Below are 18,836 nucleotides of genomic sequence, written 5' to 3' on the forward strand. Positions count from 1 at the left end.
CCGTTCCCCTACACGGCCCAGCACGAGCAGCCGAGCGCACCGAAGAAGCCCTTGAGATCGGCGATCGGCAGACGTGACGTCCAGGCCGCCGCATGGTCGTGACCATGCATTTCGCAACTGTTGGAGCAGCCGCAGGACGCAATCGCAGTTCGCCGAAGCGAATGCCGGCCGGCCCCCTCCGGCTCGCCCCAGGCGGCATAGCCGCCATAGGTTCTGACCGGCGACCAGTCCGGCATTGCCGGCGGCAACGGATTCTCATCGAGGCTGGCGAAATCACTCGCCGCATAGACGATTCTGCCGCCGACCATCGTGAGGTCGGAGGTGAGAAACGAGATCTCGTCCTCGGCGCAGGCGAAATAGTCCTTGCTGGGAACGATGAGGTCGGCGAGCTGCCCCTTCTCGATACGCCCCTTCCTGCCCTCCTCATTGGAGAACCATTGCACCTTCTCGGTCCACATGCGTAGCGCGGTTTCGCGGTCGAGGCAGTTGGCGCGCGGATAGAGCTGCATGCCGCCCACGGTCTTGCCCGTCACCAGCCAGGAAAGCGACACCCAGGGGTTATAGGACGCGACCCGCGTAGCATCAGTGCCGGCGGAGACGTTGACGCCCTTCTCGAGCATGCGCGCGACCGGCGGCGTCGCCTCCGCGACGCCGTGACCGTAGCGCTCAACGAAATATTCGCCCTGATAGGCCATGCGATGCTGCACGGCGATGCCGCCGCCGAGTGCCGCGATCCGGTCAATGGATTGGTCGGAGATCGTCTCCGCATGGTCGAAGAACCAGTTGATGCCGGAGAGCGGAATGTCCTGGTTCACCTTTTCGAAGACGTCGAGGGCACGGCTGATCGTCTCGTCATAGGTGGCGTGCAGGCGCCAGGGCCAGCGGTTTTCGGCGAGGATTCGCACCACCTCCTCGAGTTCGCCTTCCATTTCCGACGGCAAGTCGGGGCGCGGCTCGCGGAAGTCCTCGAAGTCGGCGGCCGAGAAGACCAGCATCTCGCCGGCTCCGTTGTGCCGGAAGAAGTCGTCGCCCTGCTTGTATTTGACCGAGGAGGTCCATTTGAGGAAGTCCTCCTTTTCCTCCTTCGGCTTCTGCGTGAAGAGGTTATAGGCGAGTCTGACGGTCATCTGCCCCTCATCCGCGAGCTTCTGGATGACGGCGTAGTCGTCCGGGTAGTTCTGAAAGCCGCCGCCGGCATCGATGACGCTGGTGACCCCGAGGCGATTGAGCTCGCGCATGAAGTGGCGCGTCGAATTGACCTGGTACTCGAAGGGAAGCTTCGGCCCCTTGGCAAGAGTCGAATAGAGAATGCCCGCATTCGGCTTGGCGAGCAGGAGACCGGTGGGATTGCCGTTGGCATCGCGAGTGATCTCGCCGCCCGGAGGGTTCGGCGTCTCCTTGGTAAAGCCGACAGCGCGAAGTGCGGCGGCGTTGAGCAGCGCCCGGTCGTAAAGATGCAGCAGGAAGACGGGCGTATCGGGAGCGACCGCGTTGATCTCCTCGATCGTCGGCAGCCGCTTTTCGGCGAACTGGTGCTCGGTGAAGCCGCCGACGACGCGCACCCATTGTGGCGGCGGCGTGATCGCGACCTGCCGCTTCAGCATGTCCATCGCGTCGGCGAGCGAGCGCACGCCGTCCCAGCGCAGCTCCATATTGAAGTTCAGCCCGCCACGAACGACGTGGGTGTGGTTGTCATTGAGACCAGGCAGCACGCGCTTGCCTTTGAGGTCGACGACCTTGGTGTCCGACCCGGCCAGAGCCATGATCTCCTGATCATGCCCGACCGCGAGGAACTTGCCGTCCTTGATGGCGACGGCGGTGGCTTTCGGATTCGTGCGGTCGAGCGTTGTCATCAAACCATTGTGCAGGATCAGATCGGCGCTCATTGGCTTGTCTCCTGAAGTCGAAGCGGAATTGGCGGCGCGCGCCGTTGAAAACAGGTTGGGGAGCGCCAGCGCGGACGCTGCTCCGAGAAAACCGCGGCGGGTCGGCATTAGCCAATCCTCCGCGTCGGTGCACGGTCGGGCGCACCAGCATGATCATGATCTGCCCCGGTCGGCAGTTCCCCGAAGACGTGCGGGATGCAGCGGCTGCTGAACCAGGAAACGGTGAGCGGATTGCCTGATATCAGGCGCTTAACGAGAGGCACCGCCTGTTCGCCGACGAGGATCCCCAAGAGCCCCACCAGCGCAATTACCGGCGGAGCCGGGGAGCGAACGTTGAGCAGGCTGTAGATGACACCGACGAGAAGGCCGGCCCCGAGCGAGAGGAGATACATCTTCATCGTCACTTCCTTTTTACCGATTTCGGTCCCCGCTCCGACCGCAAGCGTGCGGCCGGAGCGATGCTCGACGGATCAGCCCAGTTGGCGTCAGTGGCCTTCGGAAGCGCCGAACATGGTCTTGGCGTAGATGATGCCGAGGCCATAGGCCCCACCGAACTTCTTGGCGATGCCGGTCGTCATGTCGTAGGTTTCGGTGCGCGCCCAGTCGCGCTGCAGCTCAAGCATGTACTGGAGCGACGTCATCGGCCGAACGCCGGCCTGCACCATGCGGTCCATTGCGCGCTCGTGCGCCTCGTCGGACACGTCGCCACAGGCGTCGGCGATCACGTAGACCTCGAAGCCTTGATCGAGCGCAGACAGGGTCGGACCGACAATGCAGACCGATGTCCAAAGCCCACAGAACACAAGGCGCTTCTTACCGATGCGGTTGACCTCCTCGATCACCGCTGCGTCCTCCCAGGTGTTCATGGAGGTGCGGTCGAGAAGCGGCTGTCCGGGGAAGGCATCGGTGATCTCGGCGAACATGGGCCCGGAGAAGCTCTTTTCCGCAACCGTCGTCAGGATCGTGGGGACCTTGAAACCGGCAGCCGCGTTTGCGACCAGCGCCGCATTGTTGCGCAGTTGCACAGCGTCGATCGACTTTGTCGCAAACGACATTTGCGATTGGAAGTCGATCATGATCAGCGCGTGATCCTTGGGCGAGACGAGGAGGTTGCCGGGCGTCGGTGTTGCGTTCAGCGTCATGATACTGGCCTCTTTCTGTTGGTTGCCGATGCTCGCGACTATGCCGGTGATGGGGGCGCGATTCTTGTATCCAGCGACGGACTTTTGTACTTTTTAATCGCCGCTGAGACTGAAGCCGGTGCAGGTCACGTGCTCCGTTGAGCCACCGGGACACGGCTCAACCGCACGGTGGCAGAGTGGGTGCTCTTCCCCGAGGCTCCCGTTCTTCGATCTGCTGCTTGTTGTCGAGCCCTGCTCAGGACTGCCGGCTTCGTCTCCAGGCGCCGGGGGCAGTGCCCATCGCCTGTACGAACGCACGTGTGAAGTGGCTCTGGTCGGAGAAGCCGCAAACGCGGGCGATCTCGCTCAACGCGGTTTGTGAGGACTGCAGCAGATCAACGGCCTTTTCGATGCGTTGTTGCTGCAACCATCGATGCGGCGTCTTCCCCATGGTTTCGCGGAAGGCCCGAAGAAATGTCGCCTGCGACAGATTGCAGGCCGAAGCGAGCTGTTCGACGGTCAGCTCACCACTCAACTGACTCTGCACGAGATCCTTGATTCTGGCCTGGCAACGTGAGGAAAGCTGGCGTCCACTGGCGGCCGCGCCGCCGCGGCCATTGCCGTACTGCTGAACGATATGAACCCCAATTGCGATCGAGAGCTGGTCAACAAACAAGGCGCTTCTGTCCGCGCTCCCATCCACTGACGCAAACAAGGCGCCGAGCATGCCACCGAGTACGGGATCTGCGTGCGCGGCAACCGGGCGCAATTCGCTGACGCTTCTCAAGTCCGCCGCGTCGGCGATCCGCTCGAGCGCGTTGTGATTGATTTCGAGCAGCATGAAGTCGAAGGAACCGCTGAGATCAGCGCGATAATCATCGGCGAAATTCCGAAGGTATACGGCGTTCTGCTCGAAATCATGGACAGTCGAATGATGCTCTTTGAAGATCCGACGCCTGTGTCCGCCTGCTGCAGAAAGACCAAGCAGATATCCGCGCCCGGTCGCTGGTGTCGTGACCCTGTCCGGCGGCGCCGACGCCGACCGCTTACGATAGAACGTCATGTCGCGGCCGTCGATCATCCGGTCGTCGTCGAGTCTGTCCATGGAGCAACCGAGACTGTCATGTCTTTTGGTTGCTGCGGTGGAAGCGACGCCCGTCATGCCTTGGGTCCCGTACTTTGAGCCTACCTGTAGCGAAAACGAGCGAGCCTATATGCGGAGGTCTCCTGAGTCGCTCTGAATTGGCGCATCATCGCCGCGACTGCGATAACGTTCTTGTACAAAACTCACGCGTTTTGAACGATGTGGGCCAATGGTAGCGATTAGACTCCAAGCGGATCCAAGGCCACGCCGAACGGCCTATTCTTTCGTCTGAAGCGTGCCGGTGTGTCGCCCGTCAGACTTGTGAACACCCTGGTCATGTGGCTCTGATCGGCGAAGCCGCAATTGATAGCGACCTCCGCAATCGACAGGTCCTGCAACAATAGCTCCTTGACCCGCGCGACCCGGTACTCGGTCAGCCATTTCGAAGGGGTGCGCCCAAAGCTCTCCTTGAAAGCCTTGTTGAAATAGCTGCGCGACAGTTCGCAGCAAGAAGCCAGATCTCCGACCGAGAACGGCTTGTTGTAATGAGCTGCGAGAAATTCGGTAGCAAGTCTTTCCTGCCAGGGCGCCAAGGTCCCTTTCTTGCCCACCGGGAAGTGCAGGCCACCATAGGTCTGGCTGAGATGCGCCAGCATGGCGAGATTGATCTGCTCCAGGAACAGGGGATTGGCCTGTTCCGGGTTGTCGAGCGACGGCAGCAATGCCTGCGCGAGCCCGTGCATCACGGGATCGATGCGACCCGAGACACAAGAAAGCGCTACGAATTCGCTGCGCCCGGCCTCCTCGGCAAAGGCGCGTAGGCGCGCAAATGGAATCTGGAAGCGAACGTTGTCGAACGGGGAGAGTGAATGGCATTGCCATTGAATGCGAAGATCGGTGATCGCAAGCGAGGCCTTGGCACCGCCGCCGTCATGCACCAACTCGCCACCTCGCCACATCCTCTGGGAATAGAAGTCGCGCAGTTGAACGGTGACGCCGAATGCTTCCGAGCGCGGAATGACGGCTGAATCTGCATCGAAGCGATCGGAATATGTCCTGGTGACGATGATGTCGCCGGTGGCAACTGATTTGACGATCGGGCTCGGCCGATAACGTGTGCCGTTCAATCCCTCATGCAGGTCCATCGGCGTCGTCTCCCGATATCTGGCCATGTGCGACCGTCAGTGCCGTCTCCAGGGCTACAATAGTGCCGGATCAACTGCAGTGCGATCTCTACGATAGTCCCGAGGCTTGAATGGAAAATGACCTCATTGCACAAAACCGTCACTGTAACCAACGCGCCCGCCAGGCCGCTGGGGTGCTGCCCGTCACCCGACGGAAAGCCGTGATAAAGTGGTCCTCGTCGGTGAAGCCGCAGCGGGTGGCGATCTCCGGTACTGTCAAAGACTGCTCGCCGAGGTACTGCTTGGCACGTGCTGTGCGATAGCCCAGAAGCCACTGTTGCGGCGTCTGACCCGTCACCCCCTCGAAGCCTGCGATAAAGCGACGGATGGAAACACCGGCCGCCGAAGCCGCTGCGGCCATTGGGAACTGATTGGCAAAATGGTCGATCATGAAGTCCTTGGCTGCCTTTTCCTGCCAAACGGAGAAGCGTGTTGAACTGGAGCCTGGCTGATCGGGATCGGCGTAAGCGTGAAGCAAGTGGGCACAGATGGCGATGGCAATGTGCTGTAAGACCGGGGTCTGGGAGTTCCCTTGCCTCTCGAACAGCGGCAGAAGCGCCGCTCCGAGATTGCATATCACATCGTCGTGCTCGCCCCGCCGGCATCTAAGCCTCGTTGCTTTTGGGGCAGTTGAGAACTCTGAAACCTCCCGAAAAAGTTCTCGCGGTATTTGGAGGGCGAGGGAATCGAGATCGCTGGACAGCCGGATGCAGGCTCCATTGGCAAGATCGACGAGGCAAATGGAACCCTGTCGGAAGCGGCGAGTCTCGCCCTCGGTGCCATCGGGATCGACATCGCAATGATACGCATCCTTGAGGTACAGCATCAGAAAGTAAGCTTCGTCGGGCGGCAAGGACACCAGGCGGTTGGCATCCCCGTTGAGCCGCCATTCCAGGCGCGTCACCGAAAATCCGGCGTCCCGAACCGGGCGAGCCGGGAGACATGGAGCATGCGGCAGCCCAAAATGAGCGCCGACGCCCTCTCCCGTTCCCATCCTATGATTCATCCGCACCTCCCAGATGCTGCTCTGCGGCTGCGAGAGGCCGGCTCGCGACAGTGCCGACGTTCCCGACCTGGAAGATCTCGACAGCAGAAGAGCTCGATATAAGCCCGTTATTGAAAGGGAAGCATGCCTGCGGGCGTCGTCAATTTCTTGTAACATTTGCTCGCCTTTTGCCGGAAAGGACACCTTCGAGCCGAAAACAGGACTGGAGTTCGCCTCCGCCTCACAGCGGGCGCGTTTGGGTAACGTACGTTTCGAAGAAGTCCGAGAACCTTGCAACGCGCATCGGCAGCTTCTCGTAGGGCGGATAGTATAATGTCAGCCACAGCTCGGGAGGCTCCCACTCGGCAAGGACCTGCTTCAGCGTGCCGCGCGACAGCGCTTCGTCGACGATGAAGTGCGGCAGCAGGGCTACCCCTTGCCCGTCTTCCGCCAATCTGGCGATTAGCTCGCCGTTGTTCGCAGCCAGTAGTTTGCCCGCCGATATCTTTCGAGTTCGCCCGCCGTTCATCAGCTCCCAGCTCTCGGCGATCGCCTCCTCGTCGTAGGCAATACCGGCATGTCGATGGAGATCATCGGGCGTCTCTGGTGTCCCAAAAGCAGCGAGATAGCCTGGGGAGGCGACAAGGATTCGCCGTACGCGACATACTTTGCGCCATATTGTCGACTTGTCCCGCGGCGGCTCGGAAACTCTCAGTGCGAGATCGAAGCTCTCGGACACGATGTCTATGAAGCGGTCGGTCAGGGATAGAGAAATACTCACCCGCGGATATTCCGCCCGAAATCCTGAGACGATGTCCGGCAGGATCTGCTGCCCGAGCGACAGCGGCGCATTGAGGCGGATCAGCCCTGCCACCTCCCCTTGCTCTTCGCGTAGATCCTCTCTCACCTGGTCGAACTGCCTGATCAGTGGCTCTACGCGGGCCGCGTAGACGGCGCCGGCTGATGTGAGGGAAACCTGACGCGTGGTGCGCAGCAGGAGCTGCACTCCCAGGCTCTCCTCCAGCGCACTGACGGCGCGGGTGACGGTCGGCGGTGTCATCGACAACTGTCGCGCCGCCGCCGTGAAGCTGCGCTGCTGCGCTACGGCCAGGAATACCCGGATATCGCTCAGATCGCCCATGCTGTTTATTGCAATATATGAAATATTTTTGTCAATATTATTCCTGTTCACTTTCGTGAGGACCCGAGCGATTTTCTCTCCAGATCAACCAACACACGCTAATTGGGAGGGAAAGCTGCCATGCTCACACAGATCAAAGGCCTTCATCACGTCACGTCCATGGCGGCCAGCGCCCAGGAGAACAGCGACTTCTTCACCAAGACGCTCGGCTTGCGCCGCGTAAAGAAGACCGTGAATTTCGACGATCCGGAGGTGTATCACCTCTATTACGGTGACCAGATCGGCACGCCTGGCTCGGTGATGACCTATTTCCCGTTTCCGCATATCGCCAAGGGACGTCCGGGTGCTGGGGAGGTAGGCGAGACCTCGTTCGCCATCCCTGAGGGCACGCTCGACTACTGGCAGGAACGGCTCGCCTCGCGCGGTGTCGCCGGACTTTCTGAGCACCAACTCTGGGGCGAGAAGCGGCTTCGCTTCAAAGGCCCGGACGGCGATGCCTTCTCGCTGGTCGAAGTCAAGGACGATCCGCGACGCGGCTGGGCCGGCACAGAGGTCGACGCGGGCAACGCCCTAAAGGGCTTCCACGGCGCAACTCTGCGTCTTACGGATCCGGGCGCCACCCGGGAACTCCTGAGCTTCATGGGTTACCAGGAGGTCGACCGGAAAGGCGAATGGTCGCGCTTCGCGATCAGCGGCGGCAACGGCGCCGATGTCGTCGACTTGGAAGTCGTGCCCAGTGCCGATTTCGCGCGGCCCGGCGCCGGCTCGGTGCATCACATCGCCTTCGCGGTGGACGATCGTGCGGCCCAGCTCGAGGTCCGCAAGGCCCTGATCGACACCGGCTATCAGGTCACGCCAGTTATCGATCGCGACTACTTCTGGGCGATCTACTTCCGCACGCCCGGTGGCGTGCTGTTCGAGATCGCCACCAACGAGCCGGGATTTGATCGCGATGAAGACACCGCGCACCTCGGTGAAGCCCTGAAGCTTCCCACGCGCTACGAGCCCTATCGCGACGAGATCTCACGCCGCCTCGAGCCGATCAGAGACTAACTCGCTTCGGGACCACACGGCAATTCGGGTCCGGCCCGACGGAGAAAACCACCATGACGACCTCATCCTATCGGGCTCTCATAAGAGCGCCACGACGCAACGCGCCCATCGTCTTTACGTTTCACGGCACGGGCGGAGACGAACATCAGTTCGCCGGGCTGGCCAGCCAAATCTTGCCGGATGCCGGGCTGATTTCGCCGCGTGGGGACGTGTCGGAATTTGGCGCGCTGCGCTTCTTTCGCCGAACGAGCGAGGGCTTCTACGACATGCAGGACCTGGCGATACGAACACAAAAGATGATCGAGTTCATTGCTGCCCACAAAGCGGAAAACCCCGGACGGGCAATATACGGGCTCGGCTATTCGAACGGGGCAAACATCCTTGCGTCGGTTCTGATCAGGCAGCCCGAGCTTTTTGATCGAGCTGCCCTGCTCCATCCACTCATTCCTTGGATCCCCCCGGACAACAAGCAGTTGAAAGATCGACGAATCCTGATCACCGCTGGCCAACGCGACCCGATTTGCCCGCTGTCCCTCACAGAGCGGCTCGTCGACTACTTTGCGGGACAGAGGGCCCGTGTAGAGGCATGCTACCATTCCGGCGGTCATGAGATCCGACCTGAGGAATTGCAAGCATTGCACACGTTCCTAACTTAGAGGAAACGGGCGACCGGCCTGCCCGGGCAACCGGCGGGCATGTACCGAAAGGTCTTTCCCAACGCGCCGCCAACACCTATTCGTTCACGCCTTCCGCAGTGAACGCTGATCTGAGCCCCGCCCCACTTAAGAAATGGCGGCCCCAGCCGCGTTCGATTAAGCCAGCGCTTTCAAGATCACTCCGTTGGCGCCGCTCCATCTTTGTCATTGCCGCATTTGTGCGAAGTCAGGTGATTCCACCCGACTGCAAAAATGCTTTCACCCCATCCGCTCGGACGCGTAGGACCCCGGGCTCGGCGGGAAGACGACGACGCGGTTGCCGTTGATGAAGGTGCGGTGGTGGATATGGGCGTGGATGGCTCGCGCCAATACCTGGCTTTCGACGTCGCGGCCGATCGAGACGTAGTCCTCGGCCGACTGCGCATGGGTGATGCGGGCGATGTCCTGCTCGATGATCGGGCCCTCGTCGAGATCGGCGGTGACGTAATGGGCCGTCGCGCCGATCAGCTTGACGCCGCGCTCATAGGCCTGCTTGTAGGGATTGGCGCCCTTGAACGACGGCAGGAAGGAGTGATGGATGTTGATGATCTTGCCAGACATCTTCTTGCAGAGCTGGTCGGAGAGGACCTGCATGTAGCGGGCGAGCACGACGAGTTCGGCGCCGGTCTGCTCGACGAGCTCCATCAGCTGCGCTTCCGCCTTCGGCTTGTTCTCCTTCGTCACCTTGATGCAGTGGAAGGGGATGTCGTGGTTGACGACCACCTTCTGGTAATCGAAGTGGTTGGAGACGACGCCGACGATGTCGATCGGCAGCGCGCCGATCTTCCAGCGGTAGAGCAGGTCGTTCAGGCAATGGCCAAAGCGAGACACCATCAGCAGCACCTTGATGCGCTCCGCCTGGTCGTGGAGCGCCGTCTCCATGGCGAATTTCTCGGCGACCGGCTTCAGCCCCTCTTCGATGGTAGCGCGTCCCACTCCCTCTTCCGAGATGAATGAGATCCGCATGAAGAAAAGCCCGGTCTCCAGGTCGTCGAACTGGGAGCTGTCGATGATGTTACAGCCCTGCTCGGCCAGATAGCCGGAAATGGCGGCGACGATGCCGCGCGTCGATTTGCAGGTTACCGTCAATACATAAGCGTTCATGGCTGTCCTTACTCGTCTCGCTTCCGACTTGCGTCCGACTGTTTATCACCTGCGGCGGACGCAGTCCCCTCCTGAAGCGACGCGCATCTGATCATGCGCGAAGCTGCCTGCACTTTGATCTGCCGCATGAAAGTCACGCAGTCGCATCGATCCTGTCGAGAAACGCCTCGAGCTCCTCGCGGGCGATGCCGACCAGATGCGCCTCTTCCGGATAGGCGCCGGAGCGCACGTCGTCGGCATATTCGCGGAAGGCGGCGATACGCTCCTGCTGCAGCCGGTCGAGCTCGGCGGCGAAGTTGCGGTAGGCCTTGGCGTGGCGCGGATAGTGGCCTCGGTTCTGCCCGAGCACGTCCTCGGCGAAGAGATATTGCGCGTCGCAACCTGTGCCGGCGCCCATGGAGAGCATCAGCAGCGAGGTGCGCTTGGAGATCGCCGTCGCCACCTCCGCGGGCACGACCTCGATCTCCGCCGCAAAGGCGCCGGCCTCTTCGAGCCCCTTCACCTGTCGCCACACCTCGAGCGCGGTTAGGGCGGTCTTGCCGACGGCGCGGAAGCCGCCGGTCCAGGTGGCTTTCGAAGGGATGAGTCCGACATGGCCGCAGACCGGAATGCCCTCCTCGCGCAGGCGCCTGACGGTCGAAAGGCCGGCCGCGCAATAGACGGCATCGCCGCCGGCGCGCATCGCCTCGAAAGCCGCGCGCAGATAGTCCTCCGCCGTGACGAAGTCGCCATATTCGAGGCCGGGAAAGGCAAAGACGGAAGGAGCGGCCTCGCGGAATTCCGGCCCGAGCAGCGCCGGCGGCACGGAGACCAGGTCGATCCCGGCCTTCTCGGCGGCTTCCGCCTCCGCGAGCGTCACGACGCGCAGCATGGTGAGTTGCCTCTGACCTTTCATCGACAACAGATCGGCAACGGTCGGGCGGCGGTGTTTCATCGGGGTCTCCTGGAAGTCGGTAATGGTGCGGGTGACGGCGTGAAATGGTGAACAGTTGAGTGCGGAGTTTTACCCCCTCTGGCCTGCCGGCCATCTCCCCCACAAGGGGGGAGATCGACTCGCGGCAAGCGCTTCCCTTCAATCGAAAGCCTTGGCCAACGAGGAGGGGGTGACGAGCACTGGGCGCGCCGCTTGTGATCTCCCCCTTGTGGGGAGATGCCCGGCAGGGCAGAGGGGGGTGTCACTTTCATGCTCACGCCGCCAAGAGCTTCTTCAGCTTGGTATCGGGCGAGGCGAGCGCTGCCGGGTCCGGCCTTGCACCGGCGGCGATCAGCATCTCCGCAAGGCGAATGTCGCGGGCGACGGCGTTGCCGGGGCCGACGCCGCTTGCGGCGATCAGCCGACCATTTCCGTCGAGATGGAAGAGGATAAAAGCGTCCTCGCCGAGTTCTCGCCGAACGGTCGTCTCCGCGCCGTCGGCGATGCCGGCGATCTGCAGCGTCAACTCGTACTGATCCGACCAGAACCAGGGCACGGCCGTAATCGGCTCGGCGGCGCCGAGCAGATTGGCGGCGGCAAGCGTTCCCTGGTCCTGCGCGTTGCGCCAGGCCTCGAGCCGCACCCGCCGTCCGCCGTAATGGCTGAGCGGGAACGAGCAGCAGTCGCCGGCGGCAAAGATGTCCGGATCCGAGGTGCGCAAGGTCTCGTCAACGGCAATGCCATTGTCGAGCGCAAGGCCCGCGGCGGCCGCCAATTCCGTATTCGGAACCGCGCCGATGCCGACGACGACGAGGTCGGCCGCGATGCGGCCGCCGTCGGCGAGCAGCACGGCTGCGCCGCCCTCATCTTCGTGGATCTCTGAGATTCGCACGCCGCAGAGGATTTCGACCCCTTCGCGGCGATGCCGATCGGCGACCACGGCGGCAATTTCCTCGGGAACGCCGCGGGAGAGAACCCGCGCCAGCCCTTCGATGAGCACGACCTCCGCGCCGAGCTTGCGCGCGGTCGCGGCAAGCTCGAGACCGATGAAGCCGCCGCCGATGATGACGAGCTTGCTCCCGGGAAGAAGTGCTGAGCGGATCGCCGCGGCATCCGCATGGGTCCTCAGCATCCGGATGCGCCTGGCGTCGTCGGAAACACCGGGAAAGGACCGCGGTCGTGCGCCCGTCGCAAGCAGCAAACGGTCGTAGCGGATGGCGCCGCCGCCTGCGAGGACTACGGCCTTGCGTTCCCGGTCGATGCTTGCAACCGAGGCGTCGGTCAGCACCGAAATGCCCGCTTCCGCGTAGCGCTCGACGGCGGCCACGTATTTCGGCGGCTCGGCGCCGGCGAGCCCATCCTTGGAGAGCGGCGGCCGCTCATAGGGAGGATGCGGCTCGGCGCCGATCAACGTGACCTTGCCGGCGAAGCCTCTCTCCCTGAGGGCAAAAGCCGCCCTCGCGCCGCACTCGCCGGCGCCGACGATAACGATATCCATGCTGCTCTCCTCCCCTCATCTCTAGCGGAGACGGCCTTCCTCAGGAAATCGCGATGAAGACGGACCCATCCTCGACCTTCACCGGATAGGTCCTGAGATTGACGCAGACCGGCGCGCCCTTGGCCTGGCCCGTCTTGTAGTTGAAGCGACCGTTGTGCTTCGGACATTCGATAATGTCGTCCATCACCAGCCCGTCGGCGAGATGGATCTGCTCGTGCGTGCAAAGGCCGTCCGTCGCGAAATACTCGTCCTCTGGGCTGCGATAGACGGCGAAGGTGCGGCCGTCGTGGTCGAAACGGATGACGTCTTCTTCGTCGATCTCCTCAGCCGCGCAGACCTCGACCCAGTTCGAGCTCATGGTTTCCTCCATTCCAATATTTTTGGTCCTGATTGCCCGCCTCACTCGCCGGCCTGCACGATCCGGTCGCTGTGAAACTCTTCGCGATAGGGTTTCGCCGTCGGCGGCAGTTCCCGCTTCAGGAAATAGTCCTCGTTGCGCAACTGCCGCAGGAAGGCCGGGATCATCTCACGGTAGCCGTGGAGGATCGACGGATTGGGCGCCGGCAGGTCGTGCTTGGTCATTTCGTGCAGCTTCGGCAGCGCGTGATAGGGCACCATCGGGAACATGTGATGTTCGACATGGTAGTTCATGTTCCAGTAGATGAAGCGGCTTACCGGATTCATATAGACGGTGCGGCTGTTCAGCCGGTGGTCGATGACGTTGTCGGCAAGTCCGCCATGCTGGAGGAGCCCGGTCAGCACATGGTGCCAGGCGCCGTAAAGGCGCGGCAGGCCGATCAGCATCAGCGGCAGGATCGAGCCGAGATAGACCGAAAGCCCGATTGTCGCGACATAGATCAAAAGCCAGATGCGGGCGACGAGGATCGCCTTTGGCCGCTCAATTTCCGGAATGAAGGTCTTTTCCGCGGCGCTGATCACGCCGAAGGCGTTGCGAACCATGTCGATGACCGCGTGCCAGACGTCGAGGATGCCGAAGAATTTAAGGATCAAGCGAAAGAGGTCCGGCGGCCGCATGACGGCGATTTCCGGGTCGCGGCCGACGATGATCGTATCCGTGTGGTGGCGGGTGTGGCTCCAGCGCCAGGTCACGGGGTTACGCATGATCATGAAGCAGGCGATGTGATAGACGACGTCGTTCATCCACATCGTCTTGAAGGCGGTGCCGTGCCCGCATTCATGCCAGCGGCTGTCGGAAGCCGAGCCATAGAGCACGCCATAGGCAAGGAAGAACGGAACCGCCCAGAGACTGCCCCAGAAATAGATGCCGAGACAGCCGAAGACCAGCAAGCTGGCGAGCCAGATGATCGTGTCGCGGATGGCGGGCCCATCCTCGCGCTTCATCAGTTCCTTCATCTGCTTGCGCGGAATTTCGGTGTGATACCATTCGGCAGCGGCAAGGCCGCTCTCGACCGCGGCTTGGGCATCGCGCCCGAGCAGGCTGTAATCTCGTTTTGTCGGAACCGTTGTCATTCCCGCCTCCCGAGGCGCTCCCGCGCCGACTCTGCAGCGCCGGTTGCGGGCGGAGAACCGCACGCTTTTCCTCATCCCGCGCCAATGCCAGCAAGAATATTTTAGCTTTTGACAGGTCTCAATGCAGTGATGATATATTCTCTCAAAAAGCATCAAATCGCTGACCTCATTCATGAGGGAATAACGTCAGGGAGGAGAACATGGCCAACAGGCCGACAATCGCCGATCTCGCGCGCGCCGCGGGCGTAAGCGTCGCCACGGTCGATCGCGTCCTGAACGGGCGCCATCCCGTGCGAGAGGAAACGGCGCGGCGGGTTTATGACGCGGCAAAGGCGATCGGCTATCACGCCGTCGGCCTCCTGCGCCAACGGGTATTCGAGGACGTGCCGCAATACCGGCTGGGCTTTCTCCTGCAAAAGCCGCAGCAGGCCTTCTATCAGGCGGTGGCCAAGGAAATGGAGAATGCGGCATTATCCCTCACCCATGTCCGCGCCGTCCCGCAAATCGATTTCGTCGCCAATTCGACCCCGACCGGTGTCACGGAAAAGCTGAAGGCAATGGCAGCACGCAACCAGGCGATCGCCTTCGTCGCGCCGGATTATCCGGCCGTCACCGCAGCGGTCGAGGAACTGCGCGAGCGCGGCATTCCTTGCTTTGCGCTTCTCTCCGATTTCGCCGCCGGCGTGCGCGAGGGCTATATCGGCCTCAACAACCACAAGGTCGGGCGCACTGCCGCCTGGATGATCGCCAAGGCGGCAAAACGCCCGGGCAAGGTCGCGGCCTTCATCGGCAGCCATCGCTTTCATGGCCACGAGCTGCGCGAGATTGCCTTTCGCTCCTACTTCCGTGAGAAGGCGCCGGAGTTCGAGGTTCTCGACACGATGGTCAATCTCGATACCGCTGAAATCACCCATGAGGCGACGCTCGATCTCCTGCAGCGCCATCCGGACCTGCTCGGCTTTTATGTCTGCGGCGGCGGCATGGAAGGGGCGATCTCGGCGATCCGCGAGGAGAAGCTCGAGGGCAGGCTGCACGTCGTCGTCAATGAGCTGACGCCGGAATCCCGCGCCGCCCTTGCCGACGAGGCGGTGATCATGGCGATCGCGACGCCGGTCCAGGCGCTCGCGAGAGAGACGATAAATCTCATGATCGGCGCAGTCGACCGGGGCCATGCAGGCACGCCGGGGCAGACGATCCTGCCTTTTGATATCTTCTTGCCGGAGAGCATCTAAAGGCTCGCTCGAGCCTGCACGCTTCTCCTGGGGCGTGTTAGCCTTGAACCCCTTCCAGCTCTCACATCGGGTGCATCATGTTCGACCTCATCGTCCGCAACGCAAACCTCCCCGACGGCCGCAGCGGCATCGATATCGGCATCCAGGGCACCAAGATCGCCGAGGTCTCCACCACGATCGAGGCAGCGGCGAAAGAGGAAATCGACGCCACCGGCAGGCTCGTCTCGCCGCCCTTCGTGGACCCGCATTTCCATATGGACGCGACGCTCTCACTTGGGCTGCCGCGGCTCAACCGCTCAGGTACGCTGCTCGAGGGCATCGCGCTTTGGGGTGAGCTCAGGCCAACGCTGACCCGCGAGGCGCTCGTCGAGCGGGCGCTGCGCTATTGCGACCTCGCTGTGACGCAAGGACTTCTCTACATCCGCAGCCATGTCGACACGACCGACCCGCGGCTGGTGACGGTCGAGGCGCTGCTCGAGGTTCGGGAGAAGGTCGCGCCTTACATCGACCTGCAACTCGTCGCTTTCCCTCAGGATGGCTACTACCGCGCGCCGGGCGCTATCGAGGCGTTGGACCGCGCTCTCGACATGGGCGTCGACGTCGTCGGCGGCATTCCGCACTTCGAGCGCACGATGGCGGACGGCGCCGCCTCGGTCGAGGCACTTTGCCGCATTGCCGCCAATCGTGGCCTGCCGGTCGACATGCACTGCGACGAGACCGACGACCCGATGTCGCGCCACATCGAGACGCTCGCCCGTGAGACGATCCGCTTCGGTCTACAGGGCCGGGTTGCCGGATCGCATCTCACCTCGATGCATTCGATGGATAATTATTACGTCTCGAAGCTCATCCCGCTGATGGGAGAGGCCGGGATCAACGTCGTTCCCAATCCGCTGATCAACATCATGCTGCAGGGCCGGCACGACACCTATCCCAAGCGCCGCGGATTGACGCGGGTGCGCGAACTGATGGAAGCCGGCCTCAACGTCTCCTTTGGCCATGATTGCGTGATGGACCCGTGGTACGCGATGGGCTCGGCCGATATGCTGGAAGTCGGTCACATGGCTGTTCACGTCGCCCAGATGGCCGGCATCGAGGACAGGAAGAAGATATTCGATGCCCTGACGGTCAATTCGGCCAGGACCATGGATCTTCAGGGCTACGGCCTCGAAAAGGGGTGCAGCGCCGATCTCATCATCCTGCAGGCGCGCGATCCGCTCGAGGCCCTGCGGCTGAAACCCAATCGCCTGGCCGTCATCCGCCGCGGCAAGGTGATCGCCCGCACGCCGGCGCGCATTGGCGAGTTGCGGATCGACGGGCGGCCCCAAGCCGTGGATGCCTCCGACTATTCGCCGGTTATTCCGAATCCTCCGACCAGGAAGGATTAGCAAAGGCCTCTTGCCGACGAAAAAACGGGTGGGACGCTCTTTACGCTAGTCTCTTCTCCAGTCTCTTCGGCCAACGAATTCACCTGCCGAGGCAGCGGCGACAAAATTCATTGTGCACTGCAGCAAAAAATCGCCACATTAAGGCGTTTCCTTCGGCATGCTTCATCAAGCACCCCGATGTGGGGATGAAGGCATGCAGCAAATTCAAAGCGCTACAGCGACCTTCGCGTCTTTGTAGGAGGCGGGGCTGTAGCGAGCCGCGATGTGCGGCCGTCAATGGAGGCAGCATGAGGTCTCTTTCAGACACAGTGAGACGACTATCCAGAAGGCATTTCGCCACGGAGGTCCCGGGATCCTCCCCTTCTCCGCTCAAACCTCTGGACCACTTCGGATCAAATCCCGGCGAGCTTCGCGGTTGGTCCTACGTCCCACCGGGCGTTACACCCTCTCCGGCACTCGTGGTGGTTCTGCACGGATGCACGCAGACGGCGGCCATCTACGACACGTGTTCCGGGTGGTCGCGCCTTGCCGACGAATACGGCTTTGCGCTTCTTCTTCCGGAACAGGTTCGGTCCAACAACAGCAATCTCTGTTTCAACTGGTTCAATCCGGCCGACGTCAGACGCAATTCCGGCGAAGCTCTGTCCATCAGGCAGATGGTCGAGCACATGATTGAACGATGCAATGTGGATCGGAGCCGCATATTCATAACCGGTCTCTCCGCAGGCGGGGCCATGGCAAACGCAATGCTGGCTGCCTATCCGGACGTGTTTTCCGCAGGGACAATTCTGGCCGGGTTGCCGTACAGGTCGGCGTCGACGATATCGGAAGCCTTCGATCGGATGCGAGGATATGGCCTCCAAGATTCAGAGGCACTAGAAGCCGAGGTGCGCCGCGCTTCCGATCATCAAGGGCCATGGCCGAGGGTTTCCGTCTGGCATGGGACCGGGGATGATACGGTGGTGCCCGCCAATGCCATGGCCATCGTCGGGCAATGGCGCGGCGTGCATGGCATAGGACCGCAACCTGCCTCCACAAGGCAACGGGGCAGTCGGACGCTTCAGGTCTGGAAGGACGCAAGCGGGCGTGGTGTCATAGAACTTAATACGTTCTCCGGCATGGACCACGGCGCCCCGCTGGATACGACAACGGGCTATGGAAAGAGCGGAGCCTTCTTTCTGGATGTCGGCGTTTCCTCGACCGTCGAGAGCGCGCGGGCCTGGGGCTTGCGCAAGCCGATGTTGTCAAGCCGCCGGAGAGATGGCATCGAGGTTGCGGTCGAGAATGCTCTGCGCTGGACAGGTCTCGCCCCTCGGCCCCGATCCTGAGCGCGCCTAAAGCATCGGCCGGAGCGATTTTCAAAAGGGCGATACGAAGCGCATCCGGGGCCCGGAACAAGAGGCGAGCGGGGCGAGTTATTCATCGAACCTCCGCACCCACGAAACTCCGCTCGTCTTCCTGTGAGATCGACATGGCCATCCACTTCAACCACACCATCCTTTCTGCCCGCGATGCCAAGGCCTCGGCAGTTTTCCTGGCCGAAATGCTGGGGCTGCCTGCGCCGCGGCGCTGGGGTCCGTTTCACATGGTCACGACGGACAACGACGCCAATCTCGACTATATGGCAACCGAAGGCGAGATCGAGCGGCAACATTACGCCTTCCTGGTCGGCGAGGCCGAATTCGACGGAATATTCGATCGAATTCGCGAGCGGAAGCTGAACTATTGGGCAGACCCGGGCCAGAAAGGACTGGGCGAGATCAATAACCACGATGGCGGTCGCGGCCTCTATTTCGAAGACCCTAACGGTCATCTGCTCGAGATCATCACGCGTCCCTACGGCAGCGGCGGCTGGAATCCGTGAGCGGGGGGAACGGCGCGAGCAGATCGCTGCCACCCAAGCAAAAAAGCCCGGCCACCACGGCCGGGCAAGTTAGGCAAGGGTTTGGCAACTCCCTGCCGGGGAAGTGAATCGAGTTGTTGCTCCTGCAAACGGCAGAGACAGGCATCTCCACCCGGTCCTGAGACGGCGAGCTACGGACGCGGCGAATGCCGGTCGTG

Annotated in this window: 18 protein-coding genes; 6 read left to right on the forward strand and 12 right to left on the reverse strand. The window is 62.0% G+C overall.

Annotated elements, in window-relative coordinates:
• Positions 1-8: 8 nt before the first annotated feature.
• The 7 genes from J2Z31_RS01460 to J2Z31_RS01490 form a co-directional block, all read right to left on the reverse strand.
• A complete protein-coding gene (locus J2Z31_RS01460) occupies positions 9-1,994 on the reverse strand; it encodes an amidohydrolase (RefSeq protein ID WP_209600098.1) in 1,986 nt (661 codons plus the stop codon).
• Positions 1,994-2,284 carry a XapX domain-containing protein gene (locus J2Z31_RS01465; RefSeq protein WP_209600099.1) on the reverse strand — a complete coding sequence of 97 codons (291 nt, stop codon included), beginning with the start codon at positions 2,282-2,284 and terminating at the stop codon, positions 1,994-1,996. Before J2Z31_RS01465 ends, J2Z31_RS01460 begins: the two co-directional genes overlap by 1 nt.
• An 87-nt stretch (positions 2,285-2,371) precedes the next feature.
• Positions 2,372-3,022, reverse strand: a complete 651-nt coding sequence (locus tag J2Z31_RS01470) for a hydrolase (protein ID WP_026617514.1) — start codon at positions 3,020-3,022, stop codon at positions 2,372-2,374.
• Between the two features lie 241 nt (positions 3,023-3,263).
• Entirely contained in the window at positions 3,264-4,169 is a 906-nt protein-coding gene (locus J2Z31_RS01475; RefSeq protein WP_209600100.1) for a helix-turn-helix domain-containing protein, read from the reverse strand.
• 161 nt (positions 4,170-4,330) lie between these two features.
• The gene (locus J2Z31_RS01480) at positions 4,331-5,236 is read right to left on the reverse strand and encodes a helix-turn-helix domain-containing protein (protein ID WP_209601037.1); all 906 of its coding nucleotides are present in this window, start codon (positions 5,234-5,236) and stop codon (positions 4,331-4,333) included.
• 139 nt (positions 5,237-5,375) lie between these two features.
• Positions 5,376-6,281 (reverse strand): helix-turn-helix domain-containing protein, encoded by a 906-nt coding sequence (locus J2Z31_RS01485; protein WP_209601038.1) that lies wholly within the window; start codon positions 6,279-6,281, stop codon positions 5,376-5,378.
• Positions 6,282-6,501: 220 nt separating this feature from the next.
• Positions 6,502-7,401 carry a LysR family transcriptional regulator gene (locus J2Z31_RS01490; RefSeq protein WP_209600101.1) on the reverse strand — a complete coding sequence of 300 codons (900 nt, stop codon included), beginning with the start codon at positions 7,399-7,401 and terminating at the stop codon, positions 6,502-6,504.
• A gap of 120 nt (positions 7,402-7,521) precedes the next feature.
• Between J2Z31_RS01490 and J2Z31_RS01495 the strand changes: the two genes are divergently transcribed.
• Positions 7,522-8,454 carry a VOC family protein gene (locus J2Z31_RS01495; RefSeq protein ID WP_209600102.1) on the forward strand — a complete coding sequence of 311 codons (933 nt, stop codon included), beginning with the start codon at positions 7,522-7,524 and terminating at the stop codon, positions 8,452-8,454.
• A 53-nt stretch (positions 8,455-8,507) separates the two neighbouring features.
• Positions 8,508-9,110: an alpha/beta hydrolase gene (locus J2Z31_RS01500; protein ID WP_209600103.1), complete on the forward strand. Its 603-nt coding sequence runs from the start codon at positions 8,508-8,510 to the stop codon at positions 9,108-9,110.
• 258 nt (positions 9,111-9,368) lie between these two features.
• Here the strand turns inward: J2Z31_RS01500 and purU are convergent, their stop codons facing one another.
• From purU to J2Z31_RS01525, 5 genes are all read right to left on the reverse strand, one after another.
• Positions 9,369-10,253: a formyltetrahydrofolate deformylase gene (gene purU / locus J2Z31_RS01505; RefSeq protein WP_209600104.1), complete on the reverse strand. Its 885-nt coding sequence runs from the start codon at positions 10,251-10,253 to the stop codon at positions 9,369-9,371.
• A 133-nt stretch (positions 10,254-10,386) separates the two neighbouring features.
• Positions 10,387-11,187 carry a 3-methyl-2-oxobutanoate hydroxymethyltransferase gene (locus tag J2Z31_RS01510; RefSeq protein ID WP_209600105.1) on the reverse strand — a complete coding sequence of 267 codons (801 nt, stop codon included), beginning with the start codon at positions 11,185-11,187 and terminating at the stop codon, positions 10,387-10,389.
• Positions 11,188-11,440: 253 nt separating this feature from the next.
• Positions 11,441-12,664, reverse strand: a complete 1,224-nt coding sequence (locus J2Z31_RS01515) for an NAD(P)/FAD-dependent oxidoreductase (RefSeq protein ID WP_209600106.1) — start codon at positions 12,662-12,664, stop codon at positions 11,441-11,443.
• Between the two features lie 40 nt (positions 12,665-12,704).
• Positions 12,705-13,022 (reverse strand): MocE family 2Fe-2S type ferredoxin, encoded by a 318-nt coding sequence (locus J2Z31_RS01520; protein WP_209600107.1) that lies wholly within the window; start codon positions 13,020-13,022, stop codon positions 12,705-12,707.
• Between the two features lie 41 nt (positions 13,023-13,063).
• A complete protein-coding gene (locus J2Z31_RS01525; protein WP_209600108.1) occupies positions 13,064-14,155 on the reverse strand; it encodes a fatty acid desaturase family protein in 1,092 nt (363 codons plus the stop codon).
• Positions 14,156-14,355: 200 nt separating this feature from the next.
• Here J2Z31_RS01525 and J2Z31_RS01530 point away from each other — a divergent pair, with 200 nt between their 5' ends.
• From J2Z31_RS01530 to J2Z31_RS01545, 4 genes are all read left to right on the forward strand, one after another.
• A complete protein-coding gene (locus J2Z31_RS01530; protein ID WP_209600109.1) occupies positions 14,356-15,387 on the forward strand; it encodes a LacI family DNA-binding transcriptional regulator in 1,032 nt (343 codons plus the stop codon).
• A 77-nt stretch (positions 15,388-15,464) separates the two neighbouring features.
• Positions 15,465-16,775: an amidohydrolase family protein gene (locus J2Z31_RS01535; RefSeq protein WP_209600110.1), complete on the forward strand. Its 1,311-nt coding sequence runs from the start codon at positions 15,465-15,467 to the stop codon at positions 16,773-16,775.
• A gap of 287 nt (positions 16,776-17,062) precedes the next feature.
• A complete protein-coding gene (locus J2Z31_RS01540) occupies positions 17,063-18,103 on the forward strand; it encodes an extracellular catalytic domain type 1 short-chain-length polyhydroxyalkanoate depolymerase (protein WP_209600111.1) in 1,041 nt (346 codons plus the stop codon).
• Between the two features lie 143 nt (positions 18,104-18,246).
• Entirely contained in the window at positions 18,247-18,639 is a 393-nt protein-coding gene (locus tag J2Z31_RS01545) for a VOC family protein (RefSeq protein ID WP_209600112.1), read from the forward strand.
• Positions 18,640-18,836 lie beyond the last annotated feature (197 nt).

The sequence above is a fragment of the Sinorhizobium kostiense genome (assembly GCF_017874595.1).
Lineage (GTDB): Bacteria > Pseudomonadota > Alphaproteobacteria > Rhizobiales > Rhizobiaceae > Sinorhizobium > Sinorhizobium kostiense.

Excerpts from the sequence above, each read along its gene's own strand:
- J2Z31_RS01460 (WP_209600098.1), bottom strand. The coding sequence starts at position 1,994 with ATGCCGACCCGCCGCGGTTTTCTCGGAGCAGCGTCCGCGCTGGCGCTC.
- J2Z31_RS01465 (WP_209600099.1), bottom strand. The coding sequence starts at position 2,284 with ATGAAGATGTATCTCCTCTCGCTCGGGGCCGGCCTTCTCGTCGGTGTC.
- J2Z31_RS01475 (WP_209600100.1), bottom strand. The coding sequence starts at position 4,169 with ATGACGGGCGTCGCTTCCACCGCAGCAACCAAAAGACATGACAGTCTC.
- J2Z31_RS01480 (WP_209601037.1), bottom strand. The coding sequence starts at position 5,236 with ATGGACCTGCATGAGGGATTGAACGGCACACGTTATCGGCCGAGCCCG.
- J2Z31_RS01485 (WP_209601038.1), bottom strand. The coding sequence starts at position 6,281 with ATGAATCATAGGATGGGAACGGGAGAGGGCGTCGGCGCTCATTTTGGG.
- J2Z31_RS01490 (WP_209600101.1), bottom strand. The coding sequence starts at position 7,401 with ATGGGCGATCTGAGCGATATCCGGGTATTCCTGGCCGTAGCGCAGCAG.
- J2Z31_RS01495 (WP_209600102.1), top strand. The coding sequence starts at position 7,522 with ATGCTCACACAGATCAAAGGCCTTCATCACGTCACGTCCATGGCGGCC.
- J2Z31_RS01500 (WP_209600103.1), top strand. The coding sequence starts at position 8,508 with ATGACGACCTCATCCTATCGGGCTCTCATAAGAGCGCCACGACGCAAC.
- purU (WP_209600104.1), bottom strand. The coding sequence starts at position 10,253 with ATGAACGCTTATGTATTGACGGTAACCTGCAAATCGACGCGCGGCATC.
- J2Z31_RS01510 (WP_209600105.1), bottom strand. The coding sequence starts at position 11,187 with ATGAAACACCGCCGCCCGACCGTTGCCGATCTGTTGTCGATGAAAGGT.
- J2Z31_RS01515 (WP_209600106.1), bottom strand. The coding sequence starts at position 12,664 with ATGGATATCGTTATCGTCGGCGCCGGCGAGTGCGGCGCGAGGGCGGCT.
- J2Z31_RS01520 (WP_209600107.1), bottom strand. The coding sequence starts at position 13,022 with ATGAGCTCGAACTGGGTCGAGGTCTGCGCGGCTGAGGAGATCGACGAA.
- J2Z31_RS01525 (WP_209600108.1), bottom strand. The coding sequence starts at position 14,155 with ATGACAACGGTTCCGACAAAACGAGATTACAGCCTGCTCGGGCGCGAT.
- J2Z31_RS01530 (WP_209600109.1), top strand. The coding sequence starts at position 14,356 with ATGGCCAACAGGCCGACAATCGCCGATCTCGCGCGCGCCGCGGGCGTA.
- J2Z31_RS01535 (WP_209600110.1), top strand. The coding sequence starts at position 15,465 with ATGTTCGACCTCATCGTCCGCAACGCAAACCTCCCCGACGGCCGCAGC.
- J2Z31_RS01540 (WP_209600111.1), top strand. The coding sequence starts at position 17,063 with ATGAGGTCTCTTTCAGACACAGTGAGACGACTATCCAGAAGGCATTTC.
- J2Z31_RS01545 (WP_209600112.1), top strand. The coding sequence starts at position 18,247 with ATGGCCATCCACTTCAACCACACCATCCTTTCTGCCCGCGATGCCAAG.